Source organism: Enterococcus sp. DIV1316a (assembly GCF_050536915.1).
Taxonomy (GTDB): Bacteria; Bacillota; Bacilli; order Lactobacillales; family Enterococcaceae; genus Enterococcus; species Enterococcus faecalis.
Window position 1 is genome coordinate 544,917 of sequence record NZ_CP172913.1, and the last position, 17,742, is coordinate 562,658.

Annotated in this window: 15 protein-coding genes, 1 tRNA gene and 1 riboswitch; of the genes, 13 read left to right on the forward strand and 3 right to left on the reverse strand. The window is 36.6% G+C overall.

All coding sequences use genetic code 11. The annotated features are described in order from the left end of the window. Positions 1 to 22 precede the first annotated feature (22 nt). Positions 23 to 946 carry a PEP phosphonomutase gene (locus IGL56_RS02685; RefSeq protein ID WP_002358737.1) on the forward strand — a complete coding sequence of 308 codons (924 nt, stop codon included), beginning with the start codon at positions 23 to 25 and terminating at the stop codon, positions 944 to 946. A 111-nt stretch (positions 947 to 1,057) separates the two neighbouring features. Continuing rightward, complete coding sequence (locus IGL56_RS02690; RefSeq protein ID WP_002361283.1) at positions 1,058 to 1,576, forward strand: DsbA family protein; 519 nt, start codon at positions 1,058 to 1,060, stop codon at positions 1,574 to 1,576. A 44-nt stretch (positions 1,577 to 1,620) separates the two neighbouring features. Here the strand turns inward: IGL56_RS02690 and clpP are convergent, their stop codons facing one another. After that, positions 1,621 to 2,214 (reverse strand): ATP-dependent Clp endopeptidase proteolytic subunit ClpP, encoded by a 594-nt coding sequence (clpP, locus tag IGL56_RS02695; RefSeq protein ID WP_002355633.1) that lies wholly within the window; start codon positions 2,212 to 2,214, stop codon positions 1,621 to 1,623. 195 nt (positions 2,215 to 2,409) lie between these two features. On the opposite strand from clpP, the gene IGL56_RS02700 reads away from it, so the two are divergent. After that, complete coding sequence (locus tag IGL56_RS02700) at positions 2,410 to 2,928, forward strand: hypothetical protein (protein ID WP_002355635.1); 519 nt, start codon at positions 2,410 to 2,412, stop codon at positions 2,926 to 2,928. A 19-nt stretch (positions 2,929 to 2,947) separates the two neighbouring features. Here the strand turns inward: IGL56_RS02700 and IGL56_RS02705 are convergent, their stop codons facing one another. Then, positions 2,948 to 3,352, reverse strand: coding sequence for a DUF1622 domain-containing protein (locus IGL56_RS02705; protein ID WP_002386155.1), 405 nt, complete (start codon positions 3,350 to 3,352; stop codon positions 2,948 to 2,950). Positions 3,353 to 3,816: 464 nt separating this feature from the next. Here IGL56_RS02705 and IGL56_RS02710 point away from each other — a divergent pair, with 464 nt between their 5' ends. The 6 genes from IGL56_RS02710 (at position 3,817) to IGL56_RS02735 (ending at position 10,474) form a co-directional block, all read left to right on the forward strand. After that, positions 3,817 to 6,705, forward strand: coding sequence for an isopeptide-forming domain-containing fimbrial protein (locus IGL56_RS02710; RefSeq protein ID WP_002381259.1), 2,889 nt, complete (start codon positions 3,817 to 3,819; stop codon positions 6,703 to 6,705). Positions 6,706 to 6,729: 24 nt separating this feature from the next. Beyond that, positions 6,730 to 7,113, forward strand: a complete 384-nt coding sequence (locus IGL56_RS02715; protein ID WP_002358745.1) for a bacteriocin — start codon at positions 6,730 to 6,732, stop codon at positions 7,111 to 7,113. Between the two features lie 167 nt (positions 7,114 to 7,280). Next, on the forward strand, positions 7,281 to 7,790 hold the full coding sequence (locus tag IGL56_RS02720; protein WP_002358746.1) for an SA1002 family membrane protein: 510 nt from the start codon (positions 7,281 to 7,283) through the stop codon (positions 7,788 to 7,790). Positions 7,791 to 7,819: 29 nt separating this feature from the next. Then, complete coding sequence (locus tag IGL56_RS02725) at positions 7,820 to 9,607, forward strand: glycerophosphoryl diester phosphodiesterase membrane domain-containing protein (protein ID WP_002381260.1); 1,788 nt, start codon at positions 7,820 to 7,822, stop codon at positions 9,605 to 9,607. 25 nt (positions 9,608 to 9,632) lie between these two features. Beyond that, positions 9,633 to 10,040, forward strand: coding sequence for an NUDIX hydrolase (locus IGL56_RS02730; protein WP_002361287.1), 408 nt, complete (start codon positions 9,633 to 9,635; stop codon positions 10,038 to 10,040). Positions 10,041 to 10,273: 233 nt separating this feature from the next. Continuing rightward, the gene (locus IGL56_RS02735) at positions 10,274 to 10,474 is read left to right on the forward strand and encodes a cold-shock protein (protein ID WP_002355647.1); all 201 of its coding nucleotides are present in this window, start codon (positions 10,274 to 10,276) and stop codon (positions 10,472 to 10,474) included. Between the two features lie 656 nt (positions 10,475 to 11,130). Here the strand turns inward: IGL56_RS02735 and IGL56_RS02740 are convergent. Then, positions 11,131 to 11,202 (reverse strand) — tRNA-Arg (locus tag IGL56_RS02740). Positions 11,203 to 11,260: 58 nt separating this feature from the next. Between IGL56_RS02740 and rpoN the strand changes: the two genes are divergently transcribed. From rpoN to IGL56_RS02760, 4 genes are all read left to right on the forward strand, one after another. Then, positions 11,261 to 12,592 (forward strand): RNA polymerase factor sigma-54, encoded by a 1,332-nt coding sequence (gene rpoN, locus IGL56_RS02745; protein ID WP_002361288.1) that lies wholly within the window; start codon positions 11,261 to 11,263, stop codon positions 12,590 to 12,592. Positions 12,593 to 12,792: 200 nt separating this feature from the next. After that, positions 12,793 to 14,670 (forward strand): acyltransferase family protein, encoded by a 1,878-nt coding sequence (locus IGL56_RS02750; RefSeq protein ID WP_002373449.1) that lies wholly within the window; start codon positions 12,793 to 12,795, stop codon positions 14,668 to 14,670. Positions 14,671 to 14,792: 122 nt separating this feature from the next. After that, positions 14,793 to 14,888: riboswitch (SMK box riboswitch) on the forward strand. Then, on the forward strand, positions 14,886 to 16,070 hold the full coding sequence (metK, locus tag IGL56_RS02755; protein WP_002355656.1) for a methionine adenosyltransferase: 1,185 nt from the start codon (positions 14,886 to 14,888) through the stop codon (positions 16,068 to 16,070). It overlaps the preceding riboswitch by 3 nt. A gap of 170 nt (positions 16,071 to 16,240) precedes the next feature. Next, positions 16,241 to 17,707, forward strand: a complete 1,467-nt coding sequence (locus IGL56_RS02760) for an MDR family MFS transporter (RefSeq protein ID WP_002364774.1) — start codon at positions 16,241 to 16,243, stop codon at positions 17,705 to 17,707. The last annotated feature ends 35 nt before the right edge of the window (positions 17,708 to 17,742 follow it).

Below are 17,742 nucleotides of genomic sequence, written 5' to 3' on the forward strand. Positions count from 1 at the left end.
AAAAACTATTGGAGGGGTCAAAATGGTTCAACGATTAATTAGTGCAAATGCATCAGAAATCAAACGGATGTCAAAAGAAGAGCTGTTTCAGAGTATTAAAGCGAGCGAAGGGCGCGTAATTTTATCGGAAAATGTGGTAGTTCATCCATCCGTAGCAGGTGATATCACTTGTGCGGAAATGTCAAAAGCATATGGCGCAGACATGATTTTATTGAATGTTTTCGATGTTAATCAACCGATTGTAGTAGCCGCTTATGAAGGGCAATATACTGCGGAAACATGTGTCCCTAATGATGAGGTTGTTCATCGTTTGAAAGAACTAGTCGGTTTACCGATTGGCATGAATGTCGAACCTGTTGATGAAAATTTAGACTTAGCTTCAACGAGAGTTTCGATTGAACCAGGTAGAAAAGCATCAGCAGCTACTTTCAAAAAAGCCAATGAACTGGGTTTGGATTTTATCTTATTGACAGGTAATCCAGGAACTGGCGTGACCAACGACTTGATTGCTAAGAACGTGGCCTTAGCCAAAAAACATTTTGACGGCATCATTATTGCCGGAAAAATGCACAGTTCAGGCGTAGATGAACCAGTGGTCAGTTTAAAATCAGCTGAACAATTTATTGAAGCGGGTGCTGATATTGTCTTAGTCCCAGCAGTCGGCACGGTTTGGGGCATCGATGATCAACAAGTCAAAGAAGTTGTGGATTTTGCACATTCAAAAGGAAAATTAGTTATGAGTGCCATTGGAACTTCACAAGAAAGTGCTCAACCTGAAGTTATCCAAGCAATCGGCATTAGAAATAAAATTTTAGGCGTAGATATTCAACATATTGGCGATGCCAATATGGGCTTAGTTGGTATTGAAAATATTAAAGAGCTTTCTGATGCGATACGTGGGAAAAGACATACTGTTGCTAGAATGGCTCGTTCGATTAATCGTTAAAAAAGTGAACAGAGGCACGAATTCAGAAAATTTGAATTCGTGTCTTATGATTTTTTTATTGAAAAACGGTATACTAAAAGAGAAATAAAGGTTTGAAAGGATGAGGTTTTTATGGATATTTCAGTAATTGATGCAACAAAAGTTAACACAGAAACAGGGCTTCACATTGGTGAGAGCAATGCCCCTGTCAAAATGATAGAATTTATCAATGTTCGCTGTCCTTATTGCAGAAAATGGTTTGAAGAGTCTGAGGAACTGTTAGCACAATCTGTCAAAAGTGGTAAAGTTGAACGTATCATTAAGTTGTTTGATAAAGAAAAAGAAAGTTTACAACGCGGCAATGTGATGCATCACTACATTGACTATTCAGCGCCTGAACAAGCGCTGTCAGCATTGCATAAAATGTTTGCTACGCAAGATGAATGGGGAAACTTAACCTTAGAAGAAGTAGCGACGTATGCTGAAAAAAATCTGGGCTTAAAAGAACAAAAAGATGCAACGCTTGTTTCCGCAGTGATTGCTGAAGCCAATGCGGCGCACATTCAATTTGTACCAACGATCATCATTGGTGAGCATATCTTTGACGAAAGTGTCACTGAAGAAGAATTACGTGGATACATTGAAAAATAAAAAAAATGGAAACAGCGACTGTCGCTGTTTCCATTTTTTTATTTTTAATTTAAGGCGCTACTATTTTCCATTACTTCATCGATTAAACCATATTCTTTTGCTTGTTCGGCAGTCATATAGTTATCACGATCGGTATCACGTTCAATCACTTCAATTGGTTGGCCAGTTCGTTCAGCTAAAATTGAATTTAAACGTTGACGAGTGTCTAAAATGTGACGAGCAGCAATTTCAATTTCTGTTGCTTGCCCTTGAGCGCCACCAAGTGGTTGGTGAATCATGATTTCCGCATTTGGTAAAGCGAAACGTTTGCCTTTTTGACCAGCTGTTAATAAGAAGCTACCCATTGAAGCTGCCATTCCTAATACGATCGTTTGGACATCCGCTTTAACGAAATTCATGGTATCGAAAATCGCTAAGCCTGCAGAAACGCTACCACCAGGAGAGTTAATGTACAAGTAAATGTCTTTTTCTGAATCTTGGGCATCTAAGAATAATAACTGTGCAATCACTGAGTTTGCCACGTTATCATCGATAGGGCCGCTTAGCATAATGATGCGGTCTTTTAATAAACGAGAGTAAATGTCATAAGCACGTTCACCGCGAGATGATTGTTCAATAACTGTTGGAATTAAATTCATAAGTAAATCCTCCTATATAAAGAAACTTTTAAAGTCATTCTATCACAAAGCACTTTGAATGCCTATGAAAAGTATACCTCTTTGGTCAATAAAGGTCAACGAAGTCGCTTGAAAAATTTTGTGTCATTTTTTATCCGAAACTTTTGGATTATGTTATACTAAAATGGAAAATTAGAAAAGAGCGAGGGGAAAAATATGTTTGTTTTTATCGCCGGAATGGTCGGTGTAATCGTCGGTGCGCTAATAGTCACAGCAAGTGCCGCCTTACATTCATCTTACAAAGAGCGAAAAGAAGTACGTTATCGTGAACTAGAACATTTGGTTAAAGAAATTGAATCATTGAATTTATTAAATAAAAAAGTCAAAGAAATTTTACAAAAGCGTGAATTATATATAGACAGATCAATTGAATACTTATCGATGGATGATTGTTTCATCAGCATCGATGATTTTATTTATTTGGAATCATTTTCTGCTCAAAATAATTTTTACTTACCGACGTACTTAATTGAAGAATTTTTCAAAAAAATTGCGCATCGTAAAGTCATTTTGACGGCCAGCGAAGTTGCTGAAATGGGTGGTCACACCTATAAAGGCGGCCGTGTTATTTTGGAAAATTTTTCAGACGAGATTTTAGCAATTATTGAAGATAAAAAACGTAAAATGCAGCGTTTGTCTAACGAACCACTTCATTATTTTAAAGCGATTAAATAAAAAAGAACCAGCGTACCCGCTAATTTTTTTGGGTATCTGGTTCTTTTTCTTGTTGTTCCATATCGGTCATAGTGTCTTCAATTTCTTTATGTAAGAAATAAGAAATAACTGTACGGATGATCACCAAGGTTGCCAATTTCAAAATATCTTGAAAAGTTGGTTTGACAATGGATTCAATAATATCAGCAGCAATTAAAATTTCTAAACTTAACAGAATGTAGCTACCAAGGAAGTTTTTGATGAACGTATTCATTTTGGTTAAGGTAAAGCGGCTTTGATTTTGTCGTTCACTTTTAATGAAATCTTTTCCTGCTAAACAAACACCCCAAACTAAAACAATAATCGAAAAAACATTCAGTCCTAAAATACATAGCTCAAAAAGTGGGGTTAAAAGCGTCATTAACTGATGGGGCCACTCATTCATCGTATTCACTCCTACCAAAAAGCCTTTTCTTTAACTATAACGAAACGGCTGACTAACGTCAAATATTGTTGAAATAAACAGGCTAAACTATTCAGCTTATAGAACAAAACTAAGAAAATTATGAATAGCATCTAACAATTAAGTAAAAGGACTGTAAAGGTTCTTTTACTTTTTTTGTGTAAAAAAAGAGTCTTAAAAGGAATCAAGTAGCAAAAAGTAAGTGAAAACCAACTTTGTTAGTGGATAGTCTTTTCATTAATTTTTAAAAGACAAATTTTACGTTTTCAAGAGCCGAATACTGCCAAGTTTTAGCCTTTAAAGGTGATAGAATCAGAAATTGAGTAAGAGATGTGTCACAAAAGCAAGGAGACACATCGACTTGATGAAAGATTTAAGGAGCTGTAGTTGAAGTAAAGAGAAGCAAGTGTCCCAAACACTAGCGAAAGAAAATAGGGAGGATTAAAATGTTTAAGAAAGCAACGAAATTATTATCGACAATGGTGATTGTCGCTGGAACAGTTGTGGGAAATTTCAGTCCCACATTGGCTTTAGCCGAAGGAGTGGTTAAAGCAGGAGATAGAGAAGGAATGACCAATACGGTGAAAGTGAAAGACGACAGTCTAGCTGATTGTAAACGGATATTGGAGGGACAAGCTGCTTTCCCAGTTCAAGCGGGTGAAACGGAACCGGTTGATTTAGTGGTTGTTGAAGATGCCAGTGGTAGTTTTTCAGATAATTTTCCACATGTAAGACAAGCGATTGATGAAGTGGTTCAAGGATTATCTGATCAAGACCGCGTGATGCTGGCTTCGTATCGTGGCGGAAAACAATTTATATTTCCTGATGGAAAAGTAAAAATTAATTCAGCTGATTATGATATGAATGTGCGTGTTGATACTCAATTAACCCATGATAAAAGCCAATTTGTCTCTGGATTTGGAGATGTTCGGACGTATGGTGGTACACCAACTGCCTCAGGCTTGAAACTTGCTTTAGATACGTACAATCAAACACACGGAGATTTAACGAATCGAAAAACATATTTCTTATTAGTGACAGATGGGGTCGCTAATACACGTTTAGATGGTTACTTGCATAAAACCAACACCAATGATTCAATCAATGAATATCCAGATCCAAGACATCCTTTTCAAGTTTCGGTTGAGTATAGTAATGACTATCAAGGTGCAGCAGCAGAAGTTTTAGCGTTAAACCAAGAAATTACTAACCAAGGCTATGAAATGATTAATGCGTATTGGGAAAGTGTTGAATCTTTAAGTTCAGTGAATTCATACTTTGATAAATATAAAACAGAAGTGGGTCCTTTTGTAAAACAAGAGTTGCAACAAGGGTCTAGCACACCAGAAGATTTTATTACAAGCCAATCTATTGATGATTTTACAACCCAATTAAAACAAATTGTCAAAGATCGTCTGGCGCAATCGACACCAGCAACAGCTTCATTAACGATTGCCAATCAATTTGATATTCAATCGGCGACCGCTACGGACGATGCTGGAAATGATGTGCCTGTTCAAATTAACGGACAAACCATTTCAGCAACTAGTACAGAAGGTTACGTAGGAAACATCACGATTCACTACGAAGTCAAAGAAAATACAGCGATCGATGCAGCAACCCTTGTAAGTAGTGGGACAATGAATCAAGGAACAATTGCTAAGGAATTTCCAGAAGCGACGATTCCTAAAAATGACAATGCGCATGCGTGTGACGTGACGCCAGAAGATCCAACGATTACAAAAGATATCGAAAATCAAGAGCACTTAGATTTAACCAATCGTGAAGATAGTTTCGATTGGCATGTCAAAACAGCCTTTGGTAACGAAACAAGCACTTGGACCCAAGCCAGTTTAGTAGATGACATTAATAAAGTGCTAGATATCATTGATGTGAAAGTCACCGACGAAAATGGTAAAGATGTTACAGCTAACGGCACAGTAACACAAGAAAATAACAAAGTAACTTTTGAAATGAACAAACAAGCAGACAGCTATGACTATTTAAGTGGTCATACGTATACAATGACTATCACCACTAAAATTAAAACTGACGCAACGGACGAAGAATTAGCGCCTTATATTGAACAAGGCGGGATTCCCAACCAAGCCGACTTAAACTTTGGCAATGAAGGTGACGTGTTACATTCCAACAAACCAACCGTAACACCACCGCCAGTTGATCCAAATATTGCTAAAGACGTCGAAGGTCAAGAACATTTAGATTTAACCAACCGCGATCAAGAATTTAAATGGAACGTCAAAACAGCTTTCGGTAACGAAACAAGCACTTGGACCCAAGCCAGCATGGTAGATGACATTAATAAAGTGTTAGACATCACAGACGTGAAAGTCACTGATGAAAATGGTAAAGATGTTACAGCCAATGGCACAGTAACACAAGAAAATAACAAAGTAACTTTTGAAATGAACAAACAAGCAGACAGCTATGACTATTTGAGTGGTCACACATACACAATGACCATCACCACTAAAATTAAAGCTAGCGCAACGGACGAAGAATTAGCGCCTTATATTGAACAAGGTGGGATTCCCAACCAAGCCGACTTAAACTTTGGCAATGAAGGTGACGTGTTACATTCCAACAAACCAACCGTAACACCGCCTGCACCAACGCCAGAAGATCCAACGATTACAAAAGATATCGAAGGTCAAGATCACTTAGATTTAACCAACCGTGACCAAGAATTTAAATGGAACGTCAAAACAGCTTTCGGTAACGAAACAAGCACATGGACCCAAGCCAGCATGGTGGATGACATTAATAAAGTGTTAGACATCACAGACGTGAAAGTTACTGATGAAAATGGCAAAGATGTTACAGCTAACGGCACAGTAACACAAGAAAATAACAAAGTAACTTTTGAAATGAACAAACAAGCAGACAGCTACTCATACTTAGCTGGACATACGTACACAATGACTATTACCACTAAAATTAAAGACGGCGCAACCGATGAAGAATTAGCACCTTATATTGAACAAGGTGGCATTCCCAACCAAGCCGACTTAAACTTTGGCAACGAAGGTGACGTGTTGCATTCCAACAAACCAACTGTAACACCACCTGCACCAACGCCAGAAGATCCAAAAAAACCTAAACCTAAACAACCGTTAAAACCGAAGAAACCGTTGACGCCTACAAATCATCAAGCACCAACGAACCCAGTCAATTTTGGAAAATCAGCAAGTAAAGGAATTCATTTACCAATGACTAATACAACAGTAAATCCACTTTACATGATCGCAGGTTTAATTGTCCTTATAGTGGCTATTAGCTTTGGCATAACAAAAAATAAAAAAAGAAAAAATTAGACAAACTAAAAAGGAAGAAAAAACATGAATAAAAAAATTTCGTTCAGTCTGTTAATTTTGTTACTTAGTTTGTTGGTAGGTTTTACATTTATTCCGCATAAAAAGGAATTAAGTTTCAATGAGTATCAAGAAAAAAAACACTCTGGCGAAACATTTTATGTTGTTTTAAAAAAGAAAAACTGTTCAGATTGTCAGGATTTCGAGAAACTATTACAAGCACCTAAACAGGTTTACTATGTAGAATTAACCAACAAAGAGACCATGAAAGAATGGTCAACATTTATCCGAGAAAATAAAGTTTTACATGTGCCATCTATGTTTAAAATAGATAACGGCCATCTCAAGAAAATTGATGGAGAAGGAGATGCGAATCAATTATTCGCAAACTATCAAAAAATAACGAAGTAAAAAGAATAAAAAGACAAGACAAGTTTCCTTTATTAGGAAACTTGTCTTTTTTATAGTGTTAGTCGTTTATTAAATAACATGTGAAATGTTTTACAAATACATTTTGGTTTGGTAAAATAAACGCGAACATATGAATTTGCTTTCATTTGTTTTGGGAGGAGGTACGAATGATTGAATTGATTTTACTTTTGTCGGTGATTCTTTTAGGTTTATTGATTGGAAATAAAAGAGTTGATAAGTGGCTTTTTCTTAAGGCATTACTTTTGTTTTCTGTTATGCTAAGTGTGAGCATCTTAATTTCGGTAGCTATGTATTTATTATTAACAATAGGCGTTGCAAACGTAATAGGGCAGCGGTTAGAGTCGTTATTTCTTTTAGGGATAGTCGTTATCATCAGTACGAGTCTTTTGTTATATTTTTTATTGAATTTAACGACGAAAAAAATTGTTTTACCCATCGCTTTAATGAAAATAATTGAATATTATATTCAATGGGTATTGATTTATGTTACTATTTATCAAGTGATTTTTGATCAGTTTATTGTTTCTTCAGAAGTAAAAAATACGTTACAAGGGACTATTGATGAGCCAGTCGCAATCATTATTGTTATTTTGCCATCATTTATTTCAATTTGGATTGCCGTTGTTTTATTTAGGATTCGTATGGAAGAACTTTAGTCAGATACTTTTAGAATGGAGGAGTTTGTATGTCTGCTTGGCAAACATTTAAAAATGGAACAAGGCAATTTTTTAAAGACATCTTGCAGTACTTATGGTTATTTTTTACTTTAAATGTCTTATTATTATTGGTGGGTGGGGCTTTTAGTTGGGCTACTTCCAACGCACTAAAAACTCAAGGTATTCCTTATCTTTCGTTTAATAACCTGAATTTATTGTTAGAAAAGCCGCTTGCTCTGGTGTTATTAATTCTCTTGTTGTTACTTTTTTTAGGTGCAGTTTTTTATCAGTTTACCTTTTTATTATTAGGGATTTTTCAAATACGGCAAGACCATCGTTTTCATTTTAAAGGAGTTACCAAGGCATCTTTTAAGGTTCTTAAAAAGCAAGGTGCCCGTTCGTGGTTATTCTTTTTCGGTTATTTTGTTGTCATTGTCCCTTTTGGTAACCTGATTTTCCAAAGTAATCTATTGACGAAATTTGTGATTCCAGATTTTATTGTTGAATTTTTGTCCCAACGAATTCCTTACTTGGTTGGGTTACTGGCCTTTGGGTTATTAGTCTGGTATTTAGCTATTCGTTTCATTTACACGCTTCCATTAATGATTCTGGAGAGAAAAAAAGCGGGCGAGGCAGTTAAGGCTAGTTGGTCAATGACAAACAAACGATTATGGTTCATTATTCGTAATATTGCATTTGTGACGATCGCGGTATTTGTTTCAACGTATGTTATTTATGTGTTACTTTATCTTCTACAGTTGAAGTTAGATACCTTGAGCGATACCATTAGCTTGCTAGGTGGTATTTTAAATTTAACGGTTGTCCAATTTTTACAGTTTGTCTCTAATGCTTGGCTTTCAGTATTACTGATTAATTTCTTATATACACAATTAAATGTTCAAGCAGAAACGACGAAAAAAGTTGCCTTTGACAAAGAAACGAAACGTAATAAATTAGTGACTATCGGAATGGGCCTAGGACTATTCACCATTTTTGGCGGCTATATAATTTTCAATGCTGTTTACTTAACAGGGCTATTAGAATCAAAACCTTTGATTATTTCGCATCGAGGGGTCACCAATAGTAATGGCGTGCAAAATACTATTCCTGCTATGGAAAGAACCATTAAATTTAAACCAGATTATATTGAAATTGATGTTCAAGAAACCAAAGACCATCAATTTGTTGTGATGCATGATGCAAACCTTCAAGAACTCGCCGGCGTTGATGGCACGCCGCAAGAATTTACGTTGGCTGAATTAACAAAAATGACCGTTAAAGAAAATGGCCAAGAAGCACCAATTGCCAGTTTTGATGATTATTTAGCGAAAGCAAACCAAGCCAAACAAAAATTACTAGTAGAAATTAAAACGTCTAAACAAGATAGTCAAGGTGCGCTATCTAACTTTATTGAAAAATATGAACGTCCTTTGATAAAGAATAACCATCAGGTTCAATCTCTCGACTACAATGTGATCAAAGCGTTTAAAAAAGCCAAATCAAAAGTAAAAGTTAGTTTTATTTTGCCCTATAATTTCACTTTTCCAGAAACACAAGCTGATTTGTATACAATGGAAGCTACCACGTTGAACGATACCTTCATTTTAAAAGCTGACCAACAGAAAAAAGCAGTTTATGCTTGGACAGTTAATGACTCAGAGGTATTAAGTAAAATGCTCTTTATGGATGTCGCTGGAGTGATTACCGATGATTTGGAGTTAGTCAATGAAGAAGTCAATGACTTTGAAAAAAATCCATCGTATGCGGATCGTATTTTGCATTATATTTTTATGCTGCCAAGTGTGGCTTCTCAATAAAAAATGAAGAAAAGGGTTAAACGAAATGAAAAAAGAATTTTCGCGAGTACTTCTTAAAAATCAATCTGATGAAATTCTTATTTTAAAAGATCGGCCAGACACATGGAATTTCCCTGGCGGAAAACAAGAACTTGGTGAATCAGCGCTGGAATGTGCGATTCGTGAAATGAAAGAAGAGTTAGCAGTGGAAATTACTGAACTTGAAGAAATTTTTACTGGACCACTTGTTTTTGATTCAATCGTTTGGCAAGGACATTTTTATTTTGCCAAACAAGCCCAAGGAAAAGTTACCCTGAACGAACCAAATAAAATTAAAGGCGTACAATTTATTAAGCGGTTTGAGGAAGTAAATTTTTCACCAGGATTAGCTCCGCTATTTGATTATTTAGCGCGTAGTGATTATTTAAAGTTAAACAAAACTAACTGGAAATAGAGAGAATAGGGGTGTTTTTTGCTAGGGATTTGTCAAGTGCATCTTTGATTATTTTAGAAAGTCCAAGGAAGAGTCGTGGGCATTGTTTATTCCTAATAAATGTGTTATAGTAATTAAGTAATCAATTTTGATAAGTAATTTGAGTTATATATTTAAAAACTATACTTCTCCTTTTGCCACTCAACATTTTTTGCAATAACTTGCATATTTTTATGCACTAGGAGGAAATATATATGAACAACGGTACAGTAAAATGGTTTAACGCAGACAAAGGTTTTGGATTTATTACAGGTGAAGATGGCAATGATGTATTTGCACATTTTTCAGCTATTCAATCAGATGGATTTAAAACTTTAGATGAAGGCCAAGCAGTAACTTTTGATACTGAAGAAGGTCCACGCGGCTTACAAGCAACGAACATCGTAAAAGCTTAATAATGAGTGAAAACGGACCATGTGTTGGTCCGTTTTTTTGATAGCTGTTGTCTGATCTCGCCATTAATTACATAGCAAAACAAAGCAGATGCCATTTAAAGGAGGAGAATATGAAGACGACCTTAACTGAGCTGTTACTTGTAAGTGGATTATTTTGGCTAGTAATCATAATTAGTGTGATTGCGGGTAGCATATTTCTAATTAAGTATTTTAGAGGTCGGAGCTGAACGGTTCTGTTCCCGCCAATTATCAGGTTTTAAGCCTGGGACAAAAATCCAAAGTGATTTTTGCCCCAGGTTCTTTATTTAATTAGGGTATCAAGTTTTAGGTAAAATAATTAACAAATTAAAAGCAATTTACTATATAATCAGAAAGGGATCTTTAAGAGAGAAGCAGGTGTTTGCTTGTCGTAATACTTTGTTTAGCAGATAGAAAAAGGAAACGTTATGCGTTACAATAGGAACGGAGGAATTTTAGCCTTATTGGATTTTTAGCTGAAGCAGAACAAATGTTGTCGCGCTAAGTGCGATTGAGCTTGCCACAAGCAACATTTAAAAAAACTACGGATAGAAAAATCATTCCTAAACAAGAAAAAAACACTCTTTAGATGAATAAAGAGTGTCCAGAAACGTTGATAAATCAACATATTTAAATAACGCGCCCTGAGGGAATCGAACCCCCGTCTCAAGAACCGGAATCTTACGTGATATCCACTACACTAAGGGCGCGGCACGAATACTAGTTTAGCTGATATTGACAAAAATTACAAGAGGGAGGACGAAAATAATGAAATTTGAGCAACGAATGTCCCAACAACAAAAACAAGTCCAAAAGTTGGCCATGACTCAACAGCTTCAACAATCCATTCAAATTTTACAATTTAATACGGAAGAACTCGCTGCCTTTGTTGAAGCGAAAGCACTAGAGAATCCATTAATTGATTTACAAGTAGACACGCAGTACACCACAGATTTTCCGATAACTAGTCGTTCTTACACCAATCAAGACGAAGAAAATAATTATATGAATCAAATTCCAGACTATCATTTATCATTATTTGAGTCTTTAATTGATCAAATTCATTTGAATTACCGCGATACATACTTGCGAACATTGGTTTTGTTTTTAGTAGAATATATAGACGTGAATGGTTATTTAACGATTTCGTTAGAAGAAGCGGCAGAGAAAACCGAAGCAAGCGCCATTCAAATGCTAGATGCATTAACTTTGTTACAACAGCTAGATCCAGCAGGTGTGGGGGCACGCAATTTACAAGAATGCTTGATGCTACAAACAGAACGAGACGATACCGCGCCTAATTTAGCGTATATTTTATTGGAGGAAGAGTTTGATGCCTTAGTGAGTCGTAAATGGGGCCCGTTAGCTAAAAAATTTGGGATTGAATTAGCAGAAATTCAATTGATTTTTGATTATATACAAACGTTATCGCCAGCGCCAGGGAATATTTTTGATGCGACCGAGGAATTGTATATTCGACCAGATTTAACTGTCCGAATCAAGGAAGATCGAATAGTGGTGATTTCCAACAAAGCTGGTCGACCGACATTAAATTTTCAAGAAAATTATTTCAAACGAATGCAAGAGACTGACGACAAAGAAGTCCAAGAATATATTAAGGATAAGAAAAACGAATTTGAATGGTTAGAGCGCGCAGTGAATCAGCGGGGGGATACAATTTTACGTGTAGGGCAAGAAATTGTGCGCCGTCAAGAAGCCTTCTTTTTAGAAGCAGATCGGCCATTAAAACCAATGACTTTAAAAGAAATTGCGGATGCTTTGTCTATTCATGAATCGACAGTTAGTCGTGCGGTTAATGGAAAATATCTAGAAACCACGTTTGGCGTCTTTGAATTGCGCTCATTCTTCTCAACAAGTATTCTTTCATCAGAAGAAGATGGCGAGGATGTCTCAACAACGATGGTTAAAAAGCAACTACAAAAATTAATTGATCAAGAAGTAAAAAGTAAACCGTTGTCTGATCAAAAATTAGTCGAGCGATTAAAAGATTCAGGCATGGAAATATCCCGACGAACGGTGGCAAAATATCGTGAAGCCCTAGGGATTCCATCTTCATCTAAACGAAAACGATATGAGTAAACAACCAAAGCTTATGAGTGATTTTCATAAGCTTTGGTTGTTTTTTTGTGTTTTAAAAAATGTTGGTTTTTTGAATTGTAAAAAAACCCTAAAGGAGGCAAAGTTTGCTTGCCATTTCCTAGGAAAAAACGTATATTAAAGTTACTTGCTTCTTTAAATAAAGGAAAAGAATAATTTTATAGAAAAGTTGGAAAGCACAAATGAATCAGACAGCAAATAGCAAGAAAAAACGCTATATTACAGGTTTTGATGGCATTCGGACGATCGCTGTAATTGGCGTGATTTTGTATCACCTTTTTCCCCAAGTCATGCGAGGTGGCTACTTAGGTGTTCCGATTTTCTTTGTTGTTTCAGGTTATCTTATTAACGACTTGTTGCGGCAAGAATGGGCAGAAAATCAGACCATTGATTTAAAAGGATTTTATGTGCGAAGGATGAAACGGCTGTATCCAGCATTAATTGTGATGCTTTTAAGTGCAGTTAGTTATATTACACTCTTTCAGCAGGATTTATTAAACAATATTCGCAGCGTTGTCGCTAGTAGTGTTTTTTATTACAACAACTGGTGGCAAATTTTTAAAGGGTTTTCTTATTTTGATGGATTTGCGACACAATCGCCATTTGTACATATTTGGTCATTGGCAGTTGAAGCGCAAAATTATTTAATTTGGCCATTACTTTTTATTCTTCTGGAACGCTTTGTTCGTAAGCGCGGTCGAATTTTCAGTTTAGTTTTAATCGGCGCCTTAATTTCGGTGACGCTGATGGCCGTTTTATATGTTCCTGGCGCAGATCCTACACGTGTCTATTATGGAACAGACACACGTGTTTTTTCTATTTTACTAGGTAGTGCATTGGCGTATGTTTGGCCAAGCACACGTTTGAAAGAAGAAATTCCAGAAGCCTCTAAAAAAATCTTAAATGGCGCTGGTTTAAGTGCCTTAGTTCTTTTAGTGTTAGCCTTTTTAACATTATCAGATCATACAAATTTTGTTTATTATGGCGGCATGTTTTTAATTAGTTTGGCAGCCACTGTCTTAGTGGCCGTCACTGCACATCCAGGGGCAGATATGAATCGTTGGTTAACGAATCCAGTCTTTACGTGGATAGGTAAACGGAGTTATGGCATTTACTTGTATCAATTCCCAATCATGATTTTTTATGAGGCCAAAATTAAGACCTTATCGGACCATGTTTTTCTACATTCATTGGTTGAAATAGCATTAATTTTAGTCGTGAGCGAATTGTCTTATCGTTTTATCGAACATCCACTGACACGATTGTCTTATAAGGATGTCTGGACTCAATTCACTGAGTTCTTACGGAAACCGTGGGACCTTCGTGAAAAAGGGACAATGGCCTTTATGACAGTGATTAGCGTGATTGCAGTATTCGGTTTAATTGTGGCTCCAGCAAACGCTAAAAGTGCGCAACAAGAGCAACTAGAAAAAAATATTGCGAAAAATCAGCAAAAAATTGAAGAACGTAAAAAAGAAGTCCAAGAAAGTGGCACGAAAAATAGTAGCACGTCCACAGAAAGTAGTACAAAACCGAGTGAAAGCCAAGACGTTCTACCCACACAACTCACACCAGAGCAAGTAAAAAAAGCGCAGAATTTAGAAATCACAACTATTGGTGATTCTGTTATTCTAGATGGTGCTAGCGGGTTACAAGATATTTTCCCTAAAATGATTATCGATGGGGAAGTGGGCCGTCAATTGTATAGTAGCATTTCACTAATTGGTGAACTAGACAAAAAGAAAATGCTCAAAGATACTGTTTTAGTGAGTTTAGGTACAAATGGTCCTTTTACAGAGGCACAATTTGATGAATTTATGAAAGCGTTAGGTAATCGAAAAGTTTATTGGATTAATGTTCGCGTTCCAACTAGAAGATGGCAAAATCAAGTGAATAGTTTACTTAGTCAAATGGACAAAAAATACGATAACTTAACGGTCATTGACTGGTTTAATTATAGTAACGCCCATGATGATTGGTTTTATGATGACCGAGTTCATCCAAATGTGGCAGGTGGCGAGCAATATACACACTTTATCGCGGAGAAAATTTTACAGTAGCAAGAAACTTCCAGCTCAGATGAAAGGGGCTGGAAGTTTTTTGTTATAGGAAAAGTAAATATAGGTAATTTAATGATTTTCTTGAAAACCTAAGCTTTTTTTTTAGATATCTGGTATACTGTTTTTGTTACAAGTTCCCGAAAGGATTTAGCAAGTAATTGTCGTTACTTACTAAAGATGCCTTGTAACCGAAACTATTTAGGGGGAATAACATTATGACAGAAAGACATTTATTTACATCAGAATCCGTTTCAGAAGGACATCCAGATAAGGTAGCTGACCAAGTCAGTGATGCAATTTTAGATGCGATTTTGGAGAAAGATCCGATGGCCCGCGTGGCATGTGAAACATCCGTAACAACTGGTTTAGTCCTAGTATTTGGAGAAATTTCTACAACAGCTTATGTAGATATCCAAAAAATTGTTCGTCAAACTGTGAAAGATATTGGTTATACACGAGCAAAATATGGATTTGATGGAGAGACTGTCGCAGTTCTTGTAGCAATCGATGAGCAATCACCTGATATCGCTCAAGGGGTTGACGCAGCCTTAGAAGTGCGTGATCAAGATGAAAAAGACGATATTGGCGCTGGTGACCAAGGCTTAATGTTTGGTTTTGCCGTTGACGAAACACCGGAATTAATGCCATTACCGATCGCGTTAAGTCATCGTTTGGTTCGCCGTTTAGCAGAATTGCGGAAGGAAAAAGTCTTACCTTACTTACGTCCTGATGCAAAATCTCAAGTAACAGTGGAATATGATGATCAAGGTCAACCACAACGTGTGGATACGATCGTCATCAGTACACAACATGATGATGAAACAACCTTAGAACAAATCGAAAAAGATATTAAAGAACAAGTAATCAATGAGGTGATTCCTCATGAACTTTTAGATGATGAAACAAAATACTTTATCAACCCAACTGGTCGCTTTGTAATCGGTGGCCCTCAAGGAGATGCCGGCTTAACTGGTCGTAAAATTATCGTTGATACTTATGGCGGTTATGCTCGTCATGGCGGCGGTGCTTTTTCTGGAAAAGATGCAACCAAAGTTGACCGCTCTGCTAGTTATGCTGCGCGTTATATCGCGAAAAACATTGTTGCTGCTGGTTTGGCGAAAAAAGTAGAAGTCCAATTAGCTTATGCAATTGGTGTGGCGCAACCAGTGTCTATTTCTATTAATACGTTTGGTACGAGTGATCTTCCAGAAAGTAAATTAATCGAAGCAGTTCGTAAAAACTTTGATTTACGTCCAGCAGGTATTATTGAAATGCTAGATTTACGTCGCCCAATTTATAAACAAACTGCGGCTTATGGTCATTTTGGTCGAACAGATATTGATTTACCTTGGGAACAAACAGATAAAGTTGAAGCGTTAAAAGCTAGTTTAGCTGAATAATTAAATAAAAAAAACAAGAAGTCAGCCAATACTTGGCTGACTTCTTGTTTTTTTTTGCAATAATTTTTTTATGAAAAAGCATTTTTTTAAGACATTTTGTTCTTTTTTGTATAGAATAGCTATGGAGCAATTTAGAAAATTGACAATTGAATAGAAAAGGATGTGAACAAATGGCAAAAGAAACAAATGTTAAGTTAGTCACGGTGAGTGTTTTTGTGGCAACATTTATGACAGCCATTGAAGGGACCATTGTGTCTACTGCGATGCCAACGATTGTCGGCTCGTTACATGGCATGGAAATTATGAACTGGGTATTTTCAATTTATTTATTAACGAATGCGATGTTAACACCGATTTATGGGAAACTTGCAGATAAAATTGGTCGTAAACCTGTCTTCATGATTGGCATTATCATTTTTATTTTGGGCTCCTCGTTGTGTGGCTTTGCTCAAGATATGTTGACTTTAATTATTGCCCGAGCAATTCAAGGTGTGGGGGCAGGCGCAATTTTACCAGTTGCATTAACGATTATTGCCGATATGTATTCATTGGACAAGCGAGCGAAAATTTTAGGTTTAAACAGTGCCGCCTGGGGAATTGCTAGTATTTTTGGTCCGTTAGCAGGTGGTTTTATTGTAGATACAGTCGGTTGGCATTGGATTTTCTTCATTAATGTTCCTATTGGACTTGTTTTATTGGGCTTGATTAGTATTTTCTTAGTTGAACCAAAGCGGGAACGGACCAAGATGCCAATGGATATTTTGGGCAGCGTCACTTTGATGGCAGTGCTGCTAACGTTATTGCTAGGTTTTCAAATGATTAGCGATAATGGTTTTACATTAGTAACATTTGGTTGTTTGAGTTTGAGTGTGCTCTTTTTTGTAGCATTTGTGATGATAGAAAAACGCGCGCAAGACCCAGTGATTGATTTGCATTTATTTAATCAACCAACGTTTGTTTTAGTAAATCTTATTGCAGCGCTTATTAGCGGTTTCTTAATGGGGATTGATGTCTACATTCCGATGTGGATGCAAGGTGTCTTAGGAAAAAGTGCAGGAATTGGTGGCTTAGTTTTAGCGCCTATGTCGTTACTTTGGATGGCTGGATCATTTATAGCAAGTAGCTTTATGGAGAAATATGCTATGAAAAAAGTCTTAACGATTGGGTTATCGATTCTATTAGTCGGGGCCATCTTTTTAGTGGTAATGCCAATGGCCGTTCCGTTTTGGCTTTTCTTTGTAGTGTCTTCTGTCTTAGGAGTTGGTTTTGGGATTACTATCACAACGACTACGGTGACCGCACAAAGTACAGTGGAGCCTGAAAAAATGGGGGTTGCAACATCGTTTAATACGTTGGTGCGTACAATTGGGCAGACTGTGATGGTGTCAATTTTTGGTGTGATTTTAAATGCAGGAATGTTTGCGAAATTGGAAGCGAGCGCGTTAAACGTCGATGCAGATGTCATGAATCAATTAGTGAATCCACATACTGCAAATTTAATTCCAGCTGCGTTGTTAAAACCATTACGCGGTATCCTCTATGCAGGTCTGCATAATGTTTACTTAGTCGGTGCGGGCTTAGTTGTTGTCGCTCTTTTGTTAAATATTTTCGCAAAAGCGCAACGAGCGAAGGTTTAGTGGTACACTAATAGAAAGAGTATTGGAGGGAAAAG

Excerpts from the sequence above, each read along its gene's own strand:
- IGL56_RS02685 (WP_002358737.1), top strand. The coding sequence starts at position 23 with ATGGTTCAACGATTAATTAGTGCAAATGCATCAGAAATCAAACGGATG.
- IGL56_RS02715 (WP_002358745.1), top strand. The coding sequence starts at position 6,730 with ATGAATAAAAAAATTTCGTTCAGTCTGTTAATTTTGTTACTTAGTTTG.
- IGL56_RS02710 (WP_002381259.1), top strand. The coding sequence starts at position 3,817 with ATGTTTAAGAAAGCAACGAAATTATTATCGACAATGGTGATTGTCGCT.
- IGL56_RS02725 (WP_002381260.1), top strand. The coding sequence starts at position 7,820 with ATGTCTGCTTGGCAAACATTTAAAAATGGAACAAGGCAATTTTTTAAA.
- IGL56_RS02700 (WP_002355635.1), top strand. The coding sequence starts at position 2,410 with ATGTTTGTTTTTATCGCCGGAATGGTCGGTGTAATCGTCGGTGCGCTA.
- IGL56_RS02735 (WP_002355647.1), top strand. The coding sequence starts at position 10,274 with ATGAACAACGGTACAGTAAAATGGTTTAACGCAGACAAAGGTTTTGGA.
- IGL56_RS02750 (WP_002373449.1), top strand. The coding sequence starts at position 12,793 with ATGAATCAGACAGCAAATAGCAAGAAAAAACGCTATATTACAGGTTTT.
- rpoN (WP_002361288.1), top strand. The coding sequence starts at position 11,261 with ATGAAATTTGAGCAACGAATGTCCCAACAACAAAAACAAGTCCAAAAG.
- IGL56_RS02705 (WP_002386155.1), bottom strand. The coding sequence starts at position 3,352 with ATGAATGAGTGGCCCCATCAGTTAATGACGCTTTTAACCCCACTTTTT.
- IGL56_RS02730 (WP_002361287.1), top strand. The coding sequence starts at position 9,633 with ATGAAAAAAGAATTTTCGCGAGTACTTCTTAAAAATCAATCTGATGAA.
- IGL56_RS02760 (WP_002364774.1), top strand. The coding sequence starts at position 16,241 with ATGGCAAAAGAAACAAATGTTAAGTTAGTCACGGTGAGTGTTTTTGTG.
- metK (WP_002355656.1), top strand. The coding sequence starts at position 14,886 with ATGACAGAAAGACATTTATTTACATCAGAATCCGTTTCAGAAGGACAT.
- IGL56_RS02690 (WP_002361283.1), top strand. The coding sequence starts at position 1,058 with ATGGATATTTCAGTAATTGATGCAACAAAAGTTAACACAGAAACAGGG.
- IGL56_RS02720 (WP_002358746.1), top strand. The coding sequence starts at position 7,281 with ATGATTGAATTGATTTTACTTTTGTCGGTGATTCTTTTAGGTTTATTG.
- clpP (WP_002355633.1), bottom strand. The coding sequence starts at position 2,214 with ATGAATTTAATTCCAACAGTTATTGAACAATCATCTCGCGGTGAACGT.